The sequence below is a fragment of the Streptomyces sp. ISL-99 genome (genome assembly GCF_018614005.1).
Taxonomy (GTDB): domain Bacteria; phylum Actinomycetota; class Actinomycetes; order Streptomycetales; family Streptomycetaceae; genus Streptomyces; species Streptomyces flavidovirens.
This window is the reverse complement of the sequence record NZ_JAGGPC010000091.1, coordinates 3232-17086: the sequence shown is the minus strand read 5'-3', so window position 1 is coordinate 17086 and position 13855 is coordinate 3232. Positions and strand designations below refer to the sequence as shown.

9 protein-coding genes are annotated in these 13855 nt (G+C 68.9%); 5 read left to right on the top strand and 4 right to left on the bottom strand.

Annotated elements, in window-relative coordinates:
* Positions 1–518, top strand: a 518-nt coding sequence (locus tag J7E91_RS34810; RefSeq protein ID WP_214911346.1) for a response regulator transcription factor, incomplete at its 5' end; no start/stop codon positions are given.
* Positions 519–588: 70 nt separating this feature from the next.
* Here J7E91_RS34810 and J7E91_RS34805 read toward each other — a convergent pair.
* From J7E91_RS34805 to metH, 4 genes are all read right to left on the bottom strand, one after another.
* The gene (locus J7E91_RS34805) at positions 589–2178 is read right to left on the bottom strand and encodes an ABC transporter substrate-binding protein (RefSeq protein WP_214911344.1); all 1590 of its coding nucleotides are present in this window, start codon (positions 2176–2178) and stop codon (positions 589–591) included.
* Positions 2179–2249: 71 nt separating this feature from the next.
* The gene (locus J7E91_RS34800; protein ID WP_214911342.1) at positions 2250–3848 is read right to left on the bottom strand and encodes an ABC transporter substrate-binding protein; all 1599 of its coding nucleotides are present in this window, start codon (positions 3846–3848) and stop codon (positions 2250–2252) included.
* A 497-nt stretch (positions 3849–4345) separates the two neighbouring features.
* Positions 4346–5047 carry an HAD family phosphatase gene (locus J7E91_RS34795; protein ID WP_214911340.1) on the bottom strand — a complete coding sequence of 234 codons (702 nt, stop codon included), beginning with the start codon at positions 5045–5047 and terminating at the stop codon, positions 4346–4348.
* Between the two features lie 99 nt (positions 5048–5146).
* Positions 5147–8665, bottom strand: a complete 3519-nt coding sequence (metH, locus tag J7E91_RS34790; RefSeq protein WP_214911338.1) for a methionine synthase — start codon at positions 8663–8665, stop codon at positions 5147–5149.
* A gap of 239 nt (positions 8666–8904) precedes the next feature.
* Here metH and J7E91_RS34785 point away from each other — a divergent pair, with 239 nt between their 5' ends.
* From J7E91_RS34785 to J7E91_RS34770, 4 genes are all read left to right on the top strand, one after another.
* Entirely contained in the window at positions 8905–9669 is a 765-nt protein-coding gene (locus J7E91_RS34785) for an IclR family transcriptional regulator (protein ID WP_214911336.1), read from the top strand.
* A gap of 245 nt (positions 9670–9914) precedes the next feature.
* Positions 9915–10703, top strand: coding sequence for an MIP/aquaporin family protein (locus tag J7E91_RS34780; RefSeq protein ID WP_214911334.1), 789 nt, complete (start codon positions 9915–9917; stop codon positions 10701–10703).
* Positions 10704–10743: 40 nt separating this feature from the next.
* Positions 10744–12270, top strand: coding sequence for a glycerol kinase GlpK (gene glpK / locus J7E91_RS34775; RefSeq protein ID WP_214911332.1), 1527 nt, complete (start codon positions 10744–10746; stop codon positions 12268–12270).
* A gap of 15 nt (positions 12271–12285) precedes the next feature.
* Positions 12286–13855, top strand: a 1570-nt coding sequence (locus J7E91_RS34770; protein ID WP_214911330.1) for a glycerol-3-phosphate dehydrogenase/oxidase, incomplete at its 3' end; no start/stop codon positions are given.

Sequence of the window (13855 nt, the reverse complement as noted above, 5' to 3'; positions counted from 1 at the left end):
TCCTGATGGACATCCGGATGCCGCGCATGGACGGTGTGGAGGCGACGCGTCAGATCACGGGGCCCGGCAAGGACGGCCCGGCGAAGGTGCTGGTGCTGACCACTTTCGACCTCGACGAGTACGTCGTGGAGGCGCTGCGCGCCGGGGCCAGCGGCTTCCTGCTGAAGGACGCGCCCGCCAACGAGCTCGTGCAGGCGATCCGGGTGGTGGCCGCGGGCGAGGCGATGCTGGCGCCGAGCATCACGCGCCGGCTGCTCGACAAGTACGCGGATCACCTGCCGTCCGGTGAGGAGCAGGTCCCCAACACGCTGCACACACTGACCGACCGTGAGGTCGAGGTGCTGAAGCTGGTGGCCCGCGGGCTGTCCAACGCGGAGATCGCCGCCGACCTCTTCGTGAGCGAGACCACCGTGAAGACGCACGTGGGGCATGTACTGACGAAGCTCGGGCTGCGCGACCGCGTGCAGGCCGCGGTGTACGCGTACGAGAGCGGCCTGGTCAGGCCCGGCGCCCAGTAGCGGACGCCGGACCCGGACCGGTGGGGGGGCCGGCCGGCAGCGGTTGCTGCCGGCCGGCGTCCTGCCTGCCTCAGCCCTTGCTGATCTCCCAGAACCGGAAGACGGTCGACGCGTCCAGGGTCCATTCCAGGCCCGAGATGTCGTCGTAGGCCACGGCGTACTGCTTGCCCTGCCACAGCGGGATGATCGGCACCTCGTCGGCGACGATCTCCTGGAGCTTGTTGAAGTCCTCCTCCGCCGTGGGGCGGTCGGTCGCGGCGGCGGTGTCCGGGATGATCCCGTCGGTGATCCGGCTGTTCTCGTAGTTGTTGCCGAGGACGTTGTCCTTGCCGAAGAACGGCAGGGTGAAGTTGTCCGGGTCCGGGTAGTCGGGGACCCAGCCCTTCACGTACACGCCGTACTTGCCGGCCGCGATGTTCTGCTCGTACTCGTTGATCTCGACCGACTCGACGCTCGCGTCGAAGAGCCCGCTCTTGTTGAGCTGACCGGCGATCGCCTTGAACTCCTCGACCGTTGCGGGTCCGTAGCGGCTGGGTGTGGCCCACAGGGTGAGCTTCACCTTGCCGGTGATGCCCGCGCCGCGCAGGGCCCGCTTGGCCTTGTCGGGCTGCGGGCTGCCGCCGTAGGTGTCGAAGAACGCCGTGTTGTGGGCGCCGATACCGCTCGGGATGATGGAGTACAGCGGGGTGGCGGTGGACTGGTAGACGTCCCGCACCAGCGCGTCGCGGTCGATGAGGAAGGCCATGGCCTTGCGCACGGCGGGCTTGGCCACGACCGGGTCGTTCACGTTGAAGACCAGGTGCTGGACCTCGGCGCTGGAGCCCTCGACGACCTCGATGCCCTTGGTGTTCTCGGCCTTCGAGTGCTCGATTTCGGTGATGTCGTCGGCGGTGAGGCCTCGGTAGGCGATGTCCACGTCGCGCTTCTTGAGGGAAGCGGCCAGCGCCTTCTGGTCACCGTGGAAGAACTTCATGGTGACGCCGGTGTTCTTCGTCTCGGCGGTGCCCTTGTAGTTCTCGTTGACCGAGAAGGACGCCTCGGTCCGGCCGAAGCTGTCCAGCTTGTAGGGGCCCGAGCCGACCGCCTTCTGGTCGGTGCGCAGCTTGTCGAAGGCGTACTCGCGGTGGTCGACGATGGAGCCGGCGCCCGAGGCGATCTTGCTCGGGAAGGTGGCGTCCGGCACCTTGAGGCGGAAGATGATGTTCTTCTCGTCCGGCGTCTCGATCGTGTCGATGGAGCCGAGCATGACCGCGGCGGGGCCCGCCTTGTCGTTGATCTTCAGCGAGCGCTCGAAGGAGTACTTGACGTCCTTCGACGTCAGCTCGTTGCCGTTGCTGAACTTCAGCCCGTCGCGCAGCGTGCAGCGGAAGACCGTGCTGCCGCCCTTGTCGAAGTCGCAGGTCTCCGCGGCCTCGGGCTGCGGAGAGGAGCTGCCCTTGGGGAAGCTCAACAGCGACTGGAAGACGTTGTTGAACAGCAGCCAGGAGCCCGGGTCGTAGCCCGATGCCGGATCGGTGGCCAGCACCTCGTCCGACATTCCGATGACCACCCCGCCATCCGTGCCGCCCGAGCCGCCCCCGTCGGTGCCACAACCGCTGAGCAGCCCCGCCGCCAGTCCCGCCGCAAGCGGGGCCGTCAGCCACTGGTTACGCCTTTTCACGGATCCTTGCCTCACAGATTCGATGAATTACCCACCGGCGACGCGGAATTCGCGGCCGGATACTTCCGGCGTCAGGAGACGCCGCGGCCCAGCTCCCACAACTGCAGGTCCGCCGAGGAGTTGAGGGCCCACTCGACGCCGGTGATGCTGTCGCGCGCGGCGACGTACTGCTTGCCCTGCCACAGCGGCAGCACCGGTACGTCGTTGGCGACGATCTCCTGGATCCGCTCGAACGGCCCCGCGGCCGTGGCCCGGTCGGCCGCGCGGCGCGACTCGGGGATGAGCTTGTTCCTGGCTTCGCTGCTCACGTACGGGGAGTTGAGGAAGTTGTCCTTGTCCAGGAACGGCGCGACGTAGTTGTCGGCGTCCGGGAAGTCGGGGAACCAGCCCATGCCGTAGACGGCGTACTGACCGCGCTTCTGGTTGTCACGGAACTTCGACCACTCGGTGCCCTTGATGCTGACGTCGAAGAGGTTCGTGGCGTTGAGCTGCTCCTGGAGCACCTCGAACTCCTTCTTCGTCGCCGGGCCGTAGTGGTCACTCGTGTAGTGCAGCGTCAGCTTCACCGGCGTGCTGATGCCGGCCGCGCCGAGGATGCCGGCGGCCTTGGGCCGGTTCGGCTCGCCGTACTTGTTGAAGAACGCGTTCTGGTGGCCGGTGATGGTGTTCGGGATGAGCGAGTACAGCGGCTCGGCCGTCTGCGGGTAGACCTTGGTGGCGAGCTCCCCGCGGTCGACGACGGCGGCCAGCGCCTGGCGCACCGCCTTGCTCTTGACCGTGGAGTCGTCGGTGTCGAAGCCGAGGTAGCGGATTTCCAGGCCGGGCATCTCGACGAGTTCGATGCCCTCGGCCGGATGGTCCGACAGGTCCTTGATCTGCTCGGGCTGCAGGGTGCGCGTCATCATGCTGATGTCGCCGTCCCGCAGCGCCTTCTCCATGGACTGCGCGTCGGTGAACGACCGCAGTTCGACCTTGTCGTTCTGGAGCTTCAAGTCGCCCTTGTACTCGGGGTTCTTGGTGAAGACCGCCTTGACGACGCGGTCGCCCTCGGTCTCGGTCTTCAGCGTGTACGGGCCCGAGCCGTCGGCGGCGACGCCGTCGCGGAGCTTGTCCGCCAGGTACGTGTCGGAGTCGACGATGGCCGCGGCGGGCGTGGCGATCTTGTACGGGAACGTGGCGTCCGGCGTCTTGAGGTGGAAGACGATCTCGTGGTCGCCGTTGGTCTCGATCGTGTCGATGTTCGAGAGCAGGGCGACCGGACCGTTGTCGTTCTTGATCTTCAGGACGCGCTCGATCGAGAACTTGACGTCCTCAGCGGTGATCGCGTCACCGTCGGCGAAGGTCAGCCCGCTGCGCAGGGTGCAGCGGTAGCTCTCGTTCTGGGTGTCCGTGAAGCCGCACTTGGAGGCCGCGTCCGGCACGGGCTCGCCGCCGCCTCGCGGGACGTGCACCAGCATCTGGACGGTCTGGCGGAGAACGTTCCAGGCACCCGCGTCGTAGGCGAACGCGGGGTCGAAGGGTGCGGGCGCGTCCTTCGTGGCCACGAACTGGTCCGTGGTGCCCACGACAATGGCATCACCGCCCTTGCCGCCGCCCGGCCCGCCGCATCCGGCGAGCACGGGTGCCAGCAGGCCGATCACGGCCGGCAGCACCAAAGTCTTGCGGTTCATCCTGGACGTTCTCCTCATCCGGCACTGAGTTACAGCGGTGTACGGGATACTCCGCCGCGGCCGCCCGGTCGGGGCGGAGCGATCGGGCCGGGATCAGAGCGATCGGTTCTGTGGTCCCAGCAACTGGTTGAGCGCTGGGGCACATGGTGGTGCGGCGAAGTTCTCGTGTTGAGATTAGTGGGGATCGCCGGGGAGGCCGGACCAGGGCAGGGGCGACCCGTTATCGGCCGACGATCATGAATCGCCGCGGGCGGCGCGGTGGGGCGGGAATGATTCGTACACCACTCCACCAATCGGGACACAAGGACGCCAAATACGGCCCCTCAAGGGCGCTTTGGCGCCGCCCGGCGCCGTCCGGGACGGCCCGGGGGTGACAAAGCTCACCCGGTGAATACTTTTGTTCCGCTGCGCATTTCTATTTCCGTGTGTCACAGAAAATGCACGGTCCAATGCCGAGAGTTTCCGCCCGAATAGCGAAAGCACGCTCGGTGTACGGGTCAGTTCATTCGTGTGATGAGCGTCGTGAGAAAAGCGAGATCCACTTCTTCGAGCGATCCCACGACCACCCGGCCGCGCGCGGGCGCGATCGGCGCGACGGACGGGACGGCCACCACGCGGCAGCCTGCGGCCTCGGCGGCCGCCACACCGGTCGCCGTGTCCTCGACGACCGCGCATCTCCAGGGGTCGGCGCCGAGCCGCGCCGCGGCCTGCAGATACGGGTCCGGGTGCGGCTTCGTACGGGCCACCTCGTCCCCCGCGACCGTGAGCGCGAACATCTCGGGACCCAGCGTCTCCAGGACGCGGTCGATGATGCGCCGGTGCGAGGCGGACACCAGAGCGGTGGGCACCTCGTGCGCGGCCAGTTCCGCGAGCAGCCGCGCCGCACCGGGCATCAGCGGCACGCCGTGCCCGATGCGCTTCTCGAAGCGGTCGTTGAGCAGCACCGTGAGCTCGGGCAGCGTGATGTCCGCGCCGGTCACCTCGATGAGATAGCCCGCACTGCGCGTCATCGGCCCGCCGACCACCACGTCGCGCCACGCCTCGTCCAGCACATGCCCGAGGTCGGCGAAGACCTCCGCCTCGACCTCCCACCAGAATCCCTCGGTGTCGACCAGAGTGCCGTCCATGTCGAGGAAAACAGCCTGCAGTGCGGAGCCTTCGGCCGTACGGGTACTGGGCGCGGGGACGGTGCTGGTCATCCGGGCACACCTCCTGAAGGGGCGAGAAGGCCGGCCGTCTCCCCAGGTGGGAAGGCGACCGGCCTGCGCTGGACCGACCAGTGTACGACTCGTCCGGGTCTAGCGCGCGTTGAAGTACTTCGCCTCGGGGTGGTGGATGACGATCGCGTCGGTGGACTGTTCCGGGTGCAGCTGGAACTCCTCCGACAGGTGGACGCCGATCCGCTCCGGCTGGAGAAGGTCCGCGATCTTCGCGCGGTCCTCCAGGTCGGGGCAGGCGCCGTAACCGAGTGAGAAGCGCGCGCCGCGGTACTTCAGCGCGAACATGTCCTCGACGGCGGCCGGGTCTTCGGCGCCGAAGCCGAGTTCGCTGCGGACCCGGGCGTGCCAGTACTCGGCGAGTGCCTCCGCCAACTGGACGGAGAGCCCGTGCAGTTCGAGGTAGTCACGGTAGGAGTTCGACTCGAACAGCTCGGCCGTGGCCTCGCCGATCTTCGATCCGACGGTGACGACCTGGAGGCCGACCACGTCTGTCTCGCCGGACTCCTCCGGGCGGAAGAAGTCGGCGAGGCACAGGCGGCGGCCGCGGCGCTGACGCGGGAAGGTGAAGCGGGTGCGCTCGGAACCGTCCTCGTTCAGGAGGATCAGGTCGTCGCCCTTGGAGTGGCAGGGGAAGTAGCCGTAGACGACGGCGGCTTCGAGCAGGTTCCTGGTGTGGAGCTGCTCCAGCCAGCCGCGCAGCCGGGGGCGGCCCTCGGTCTCGACGAGCTCTTCGTACGTCGGCCCGTCACCGGTCCGTGCCTGCTTGAGGCCCCACTGGCCCTTGAACAACGCGCCCTCGTCGAGCCAGGAGGCGTACTCCTTCAGGCCGATGCCCTTGACGACGCGGGTGCCCCAGAACGGCGGCTCGGGAATCCGGTTGTCGACGGCGACGTCGGAGCGTACCGACCCCTCGGGCTCTTCGACTTCGAGCACGGCGGTCGTGGCGTTCCTGGGGACGCGGCGCTGCTTGAGTTCGGGGAGCTTGGCGCCGGGGACGCCGCGCTTGACGCCGATGAGGGCGTCCATCAGGCGCAGGCCCTCGAACGCGTCGCGGGCGTAGCGGACTTCGCCCTCGTAGATCTCGTGGAGGTCCTGTTCGACGTACGCCCTCGTCAGGGCCGCGCCGCCGAGGATGACCGGGAAGTCGGCGGCCATCTTGCGCTGGTTGAGCTCCTGGAGGTTCTCCTTCATGATGACGGTGGACTTCACGAGGAGGCCGGACATGCCGATGACGTCGGCCTTGTGCTCCTCGGCGGCTTCCAGGATCGCGGAGACGGGCTGCTTGATGCCGAGGTTGACGACGGTGTAGCCGTTGTTGGACAGGATGATGTCGACGAGGTTCTTGCCGATGTCGTGGACGTCGCCCCGGACGGTGGCCAGCACGATGGTGCCCTTGCCCTCGTCGTCCGTCTTCTCCATGTGCGGCTCCAGATAGGCCACCGCGGTTTTCATGACCTCGGCGGACTGGAGCACGAACGGCAGCTGCATCCGGCCGGAGCCGAACAGCTCGCCGACGACCTTCATGCCCTCCAGCAGCGTGTCGTTGACGATGTCCAGGGCCGGACGCTCGGTCAGGGCCTCGTCGAGGTCGGCCTCCAGGCCCTTCTTCTCGCCGTCGATGATGCGGCGCTGGAGCCGCTCGTCGAGCGGCAGGGCCAGCAGCTCCTCCGCCTTGCCGGCCTTCATCGACTTCGTGTCGACGCCCTCGAACAGCTCAAGGAAGCGCTGGAGCGGGTCGTAACCCTCCGCGCGGCGGTCGTGGATCAGGTCGAGGGCGACCTTGATCTGCTCCTCGTCGAGGCGGGCGATCGGCAGGATCTTGCTGGCGTGCACGATCGCCGAGTCCAGCCCTGCCTTCACGCACTCATCCAGGAAGACGGAGTTCAGGACGATGCGGGCGGCCGGGTTGAGGCCGAAGGAGATGTTCGACAGGCCGAGCGTCGTCTGTACGTCCGGGTGGCGCCGCTTCAGCTCACGGATCGCCTCGATCGTGTTGACGCCGTCCTTGCGGGACTCCTCCTGACCGGTGCAGATGGTGAAGGTGAGGCAGTCGATGAGGATGTCCGACTCGTGGATGCCCCAGTTGCCCGTCAGGTCGGCGATGATCCGCTCGGCGACGGCGACCTTGTGCTCGACCGTGCGGGCCTGGCCCTCCTCATCGATGGTCAGCGCCATCAGCGCGGCGCCGTGCTCCCGCGCCAGCTTGGTGACCTTCTGGAACCGGGACTCCGGCCCGTCGCCGTCCTCGTAGTTGACCGAGTTGATGACCGCGCGCCCGCCGAGCTTCTCCAGACCGGCCCGCAGGACGTCCAGCTCGGTGGAGTCCAGCACGATGGGCAGGGTGGAGGCGGTGGCGAACCGGCCGGCCAGTTCCGCCATGTCGGCGGCGCCGTCCCGGCCCACGTAGTCGACGCACAGGTCGAGCATGTGCGCGCCCTCGCGGATCTGGTCGCGGGCCATCTCCACGCAGTCGTCCCAGCGGCCCTCCAGCATGGCCTCGCGGAACTTCTTCGACCCGTTGGCGTTCGTACGCTCGCCGATGGCCAGGTACGAGGTGTCCTGGCGGAAGGGGACGGTCTGGTAGAGCGAGGCGGCGCCGGGCTCGGGGCGCGGGTCGCGGGGGGCCGGGGTGAGGTCACGTACCCGCTCGACGACCTGGCGCAGATGCTCGGGCGTCGTACCGCAGCAGCCGCCCACCAGGGACAGGCCGTAGTCGCGTACGAACGCCTCCTGGGCGTCGGCCAGCTCCTCGGCCGACAGGGGGTAGTGCGCGCCGTTGCTGCCCAGGACGGGGAGGCCGGCGTTGGGCATGGCGGAGAGCGGGACGCGCGAGTGGCGGGCGAGGTAGCGCAGGTGCTCGCTCATCTCGGCCGGGCCGGTGGCGCAGTTCAGGCCGATCATGTCGATGCCGAGCGGCTCCAGCGCGGTGAGCGCGGCGCCGATCTCGGAGCCGAGGAGCATGGTGCCGGTGGTCTCGACCGTCACGGAGCAGATCAGGGGGACGCTGATGCCGGCGACGTCCATGGCGCGGCGGGCACCGATGATCGCGGACTTCGTCTGGAGCAGGTCCTGGGTGGTCTCCACCAGGAGCGCGTCCGCGCCGCCCGCGAGCATGCCTTCGGCGTTCTGCTGGTAGGCGTCGCGCAGCGTGATGTACGGAGCGTGGCCCAGCGTCGGCAGCTTGGTGCCGGGGCCCATCGAGCCGAGCACCCAGCGCTGGCGGCCGTCCTTGGCCGCGAACTCGTCGGCGACCTCGCGGGCGATGCGGGCGCCCGACTCGGACAGCTCGAACACGCGCTCGGGGATGTCGTACTCGGCGAGCGCGGCGAAGTTGGCGCCGAAGGTGTTGGTCTCGACACAGTCCACGCCGACCGCGAAGTACTCCTCGTGGACGGTGCGCACGATGTCGGGGCGGGTGATGTTGAGGATCTCGTTGCAGCCTTCGAGGTTCTCGAAGTCCTCCAGGCTGGGGTCCTGCGCCTGAAGCATGGTGCCCATCGCCCCGTCGGCGACCACGACCCGGCTGGCGAGTGCTTCGCGGAGGGCGTCTGCGCGGCTGCTGTGGCTGGCAGGCGTGGGGGTTGGCAACGAGGCCATGGATCTGCTCCCTGGAGTGCGACGGCTGTCGGCTTTGCGCCGTCCCGGCGGAAGGCGCACCTGGCCAGCGTAGCCGTGACCCCGTCCGTGGCGTGAAGGCGTCCCACGGGCCGGACGGCATCGTGTCCGCGTCGTGTTCTGATGGCTGACGGTCGCCGGGTGGGCCCCGGGCGGTGACGCCAGGTCGGCATGAACCGATAGTGTTCAGCATTGTCGAACCGAGGTGGAGGTGGCCGAGCGTGGCGAAGAATATCCAGTCGCTCGAGCGGGCGGCGGCGATGCTGCGCCTGCTCGCGGGTGGCGAGCGCAGGCTCGGCCTGTCCGAAGTGGCCTCGTCCCTCGGTCTTGCCAAGGGTACGGCCCACGGCATCCTGCGCACCCTCCAGGCGGAGGGTTTTGTCGAGCAGGACGCGGCCTCGGGCCGCTATCAGCTGGGCGCCGAGCTGCTGCGCCTCGGCAGCACCTATCTGGACGTCCACGAGCTGCGCGCCCGCGCGCTGGTGTGGACCGACGACCTGGCCCGCTCCAGCGGCGAGAGCGTCTATCTGGGCGTACTGCACCAGAAGGGCGTACTGATCGTCCACCACGTCTTCCGTCCGGACGACAGCCGGCAGGTGCTCGAAGTCGGGGCGATGCAGCCGCTGCACTCCTCCGCGCTGGGCAAGGTGCTGTCGGCGTACGACCCGGTGGCGCACAACGAGGTCGTCGAGAACGAGCGCAAGACCTTCACCCCGCACACGATCACGGACGGGCGGGACTTCGAGGCGGTGCTCGACCTGACACGGGCGCGCGGCTGGGCCGCCGACGTGGAGGAGACCTGGGACGGGGTGGCCTCGATCGCCGCCCCCATCCACGACCGCCGGCGGATGCCGGTCGGCGCCGTCGGCATCACCGGCGCCGTGGAGCGGCTCCGTGACGGTGGGGATCTGCGCAGCGACCTCGTCGCGGCCGTACGGGACTGCGCTCGCGCGGTGTCGCGGGACCTGGGCGCCAGCCGCTTCTGAGGCGCGATCCGCTCTGTCCTGCCAGGCTGGTAACGATCGGGAAACCGGTCACGGAACTCTTGACGTGCGTGTTAACCGAGGACAAAACTGCCGTTCATCGGTCGGCAATGCCGAACACCTACCGGCAATACGCGCTAGAGTGTGGCAACGCCAAGGGACCGGCTAGGCCCTCACCGAGGGCGCGAACCATCCGGAGGGACCCGGAGTTCGCCTTTCCCCTGGACGCAAGGACAAAGGAGTCGCAGGTGTCCACCTCCGACATCTTCATCGGCGAGATCATCGGTACCGCCGTACTCATCCTGCTCGGCGCAGGCGTCGTCGCCGCCGTCGTGCTCAAGCGCTCGAAGGCGCAGAACGCCGGCTGGCTCGCCATCACCTTCGGGTGGGGCTTCGCCGTCATGACGGCCGTCTACATGACCGGCAGCCTCTCCGGCGCCCACCTCAACCCGGCGGTCACGGTCGGCATCGCGATCAAGGACGGTGACTGGAGCAACGTTCCGGTCTACTTCGCCGGCCAGATACTCGGCGCGATGATCGGCGCCGCCCTGGTCTGGATCGCGTACTACGGCCAGTTCCAGGCCCATCTCACGGACCCGGAAATCCTCGCGGAGCAGCCCGCCGAGGAAGGCATGGTCGACCAGAAGGCCGCCCCCAAGGCCGGACCCGTGCTGGGCATCTTCTCCACCGGCCCGGAAGTCCGGAACGTCTGGCAGAACCTCGCCACCGAGATCATCGGCACCGTCGTGCTCGTCCTCGCGGTCCTCACCCAGGGCCTCAACGACAGCGGCAAGGGCCTCGGCGCGGTCGGCGGACTGATGGTCGCCCTCGTCGTGGTCGGCATCGGCCTCTCGCTCGGCGGCCCGACCGGCTACGCGATCAACCCGGCCCGCGACCTGGGCCCGCGCATCGTGCACGCCCTGCTCCCGCTGCCGAACAAGGGCGGCTCCGACTGGAGCTACGCCTGGATCCCCGTCGTCGGCCCGCTGATCGGCGGAGCCCTCGCCGCGGGTATCTACAACATCGCGTTCGCCTGAGCCGACCCGCCGACCCTCTACAGACCTCCGGGAGCACACCGTGACCGACGTACACAGCACCGGCCCGTTCATCGCGGCCATCGACCAGGGCACCACCTCCAGCCGCTGCATCGTCTTCGACAAGGACGGCCGGATCGTCGCGGTCGACCAGAAGGAGCACGAGCAGATCTTCCCGAAGCCGGGCTGGGTCGAGCACGACGCGGCCGAGATCTGGACCAACGTCCAGGAAGTCGTCGCCGGCGCCATCGACAAGGCGGGCATCACCCCGGCCGACGTCAAGGCGATCGGCATCACCAATCAGCGCGAGACCACGCTGATGTGGGACAAGAACACCGGTGAGCCCGTCCACAACGCCATCGTGTGGCAGGACACCCGCACCGACGCGCTCTGCAGGGAGCTCGGCCGCAACGTCGGCCAGGACCGCTTCCGCCGCGAGACCGGCCTGCCGCTCGCGTCGTACTTCGCGGGTCCCAAGGTCCGCTGGCTGCTGGACAACGTCGAGGGCCTGCGCGAGCGCGCCGAGGCCGGCGACATCCTCTTCGGCACCATGGACTCCTGGGTCATCTGGAACCTGACGGGCGGCACCGACGGCGGCGTACACGTCACCGACGTCACCAACGCCTCGCGCACCCTTCTCATGAACCTGCACGAGATGCGGTGGGACGAGAAGATCCTCCAGTCGATGGACATCCCGTCCGCCGTGCTGCCGAAGATCCGTTCCTCCGCCGAGGTGTACGGCGTCGCCAAGGCCGGCCCGCTGAAGGGCGTGCCCGTCGCCTCGGCGCTCGGTGACCAGCAGGCGGCGTTGTTCGGCCAGACCTGCTTCTCCCAGGGCGAGGCGAAGTCGACGTACGGCACCGGCACCTTCATGCTGATGAACACCGGTCACACGCCCGTCAACTCGTACAACGGCCTGCTGACGACCGTCGGATACCAGATCGGCGACGAGAGGCCCGTCTACGCCCTCGAAGGCTCGATCGCCGTCACCGGCGCGCTCGTCCAGTGGATGCGCGACCAGATGGGCCTGATCAAGTCGGCCGCCGAGATCGAGACGCTGGCCTCGTCCGTCGAGGACAACGGCGGCGCGTACTTCGTCCCCGCCTTCTCCGGCCTGTTCGCCCCGTACTGGCGCCCCGACGCCCGCGGTGTGATCGCCGGCCTCACCCGGTACGTCACCAAGGCGCACATCGCCCGTGCCGTCCTGGAGGCCACCGCCTGGCAGACCCGCGAGATCAGCGACGCCATGACCAAGGACTCCGGCGTCGAGCTGACGGCCCTCAAGGTCGACGGCGGCATGACCTCCAACAACCTGCTGATGCAGACGCTCTCGGACTTCCTGGACGCACCGGTGGTGCGCCCGATGGTGGCCGAGACCACCTGCCTCGGCGCCGCCTACGCCGCCGGCCTCGCCGTCGGCTTCTGGTCCAGCACCGACGAGCTGCGCGCCAACTGGCGCAGGGCCGCCGAGTGGACCCCCCGCATGGACGCGGCCGCGCGGGACCGCGAGTACAAGAGCTGGCTCAAGGCCGTGCAGCGGTCCATGGGCTGGCTCGAAGACGAGAGCTGACGAGGAGTTACGAAAATGACCACCCTGCAGAGCGTCCCGGCCCTCGGGACGCGCCCGGCCGACGGCTGTGCCACGAGCCGCGCCGAGACCCGGGAACGGCTTTCCAAGGCGACGTACGACCTCCTGGTGATCGGCGGCGGCATCCTGGGCATCTCCACCGCCTGGCACGCCGCCCAGTCGGGACTGCGGGTGGCCCTGGTGGACGCCGGCGACTTCGCCGGCGCCACCTCCTCCGCCTCGTCCAAGCTGCTCCACGGCGGACTGCGCTACCTCCAGACCGGCGCCGTCAAGCTCGTCGCGGAGAACCACTTCGAGCGGCGCGCCGTCTCGCGCGACGTCGCGCCGCACCTCGCCAACCCGCTGACCTTCTACCTCCCCGTCTACAAGGGCGGCCCCCACGGCGCGGCCAAGCTCGGCGCGGGCGTCTTCGCCTACTCGGCGCTGTCCGCCTTCGGCGACGGTGTCGGCCACGTCATCGGCCCGGCGAAGGCGGCCCGTGCGGTGCCCGAGCTCCGTACGGACAACCTCAAGGCCGTCGCGGTCTACGGCGACGACCAGATGAACGACTCGCGCATGGCCCTGATGACGGTCCGTGCGGCCGTCGAGTCGGGCGCGACCGTCCTCAACCACGCCGAGGTCACCGGCCTTCGCTTCACCAACGGCCGGGTCACGGGCGCGGAGCTCAAGGACCGCCTGGACGGTTCGGAGTTCGGTGTGACGGCCCGTCTGGTGCTCAACGCCACCGGGCCGTGGGTCGACCACCTGCGCAAGATGGAGAACCCGGACGCCGCGCCCTCCATCCGGCTCTCCAAGGGCGCGCACCTGGTCCTCAAGCGCACCGCCCCCTGGCGGGCGGCGCTGGCCACGCCGATCGACAAGTACCGCATCACGTTCGCGCTGCCGTGGGAGGACCAGCTCCTGCTCGGCACGACCGACGAGGAGTACGAGGGCGACCCGGCGGACGTCGCGGTCAACGAGAAGGACATAGCCCAGATCCTGGACGAGGCCGCCTTCTCGATCCGCGACCAGCAGCTTTCCCGCGACCTCATCACGTACTCCTTCGCGGGCCTGCGGGTGCTGCCCGGCGGTCCCGGCGACACCTCCAAGGCCAAGCGCGAGACGGTCGTCACCGAGGGACGCGGCGGCATGCTGTCGGTCGCCGGCGGCAAGTGGACGACGTTCCGTCACATCGGCCGCACCGTCATGAACAAGCTCGCCGCCCTGCCCGGCCACCCGCTGGGCGAGGACATGGAGCCCATCTCGCGGCTGCCGAAGAAGCTGCCGCTGCCGGGCATATCCAACCCGAACGCGGTCGCCCACCGGCTGCTCGTCGACGGCGGTACGCCGGGCCCGCGGATGGCCGCCGACACCGCGCGCCACCTGGCCACGCACTACGGCTCGCTGTCCTTCGACATCGCGCGCCTGGCCAACGAGGACCCGGCGCTGGCCGAGCGCGTCCACCCGGACGCGCCGGAGATCTGGGCGCAGGTCGTGTACGCCCGTGACCACGAGTGGGCCGAGACGGCGGACGACGTACTGCGCCGCCGTACGACGCTGACGATCCGGGGCCTGGCCACGGACGAGG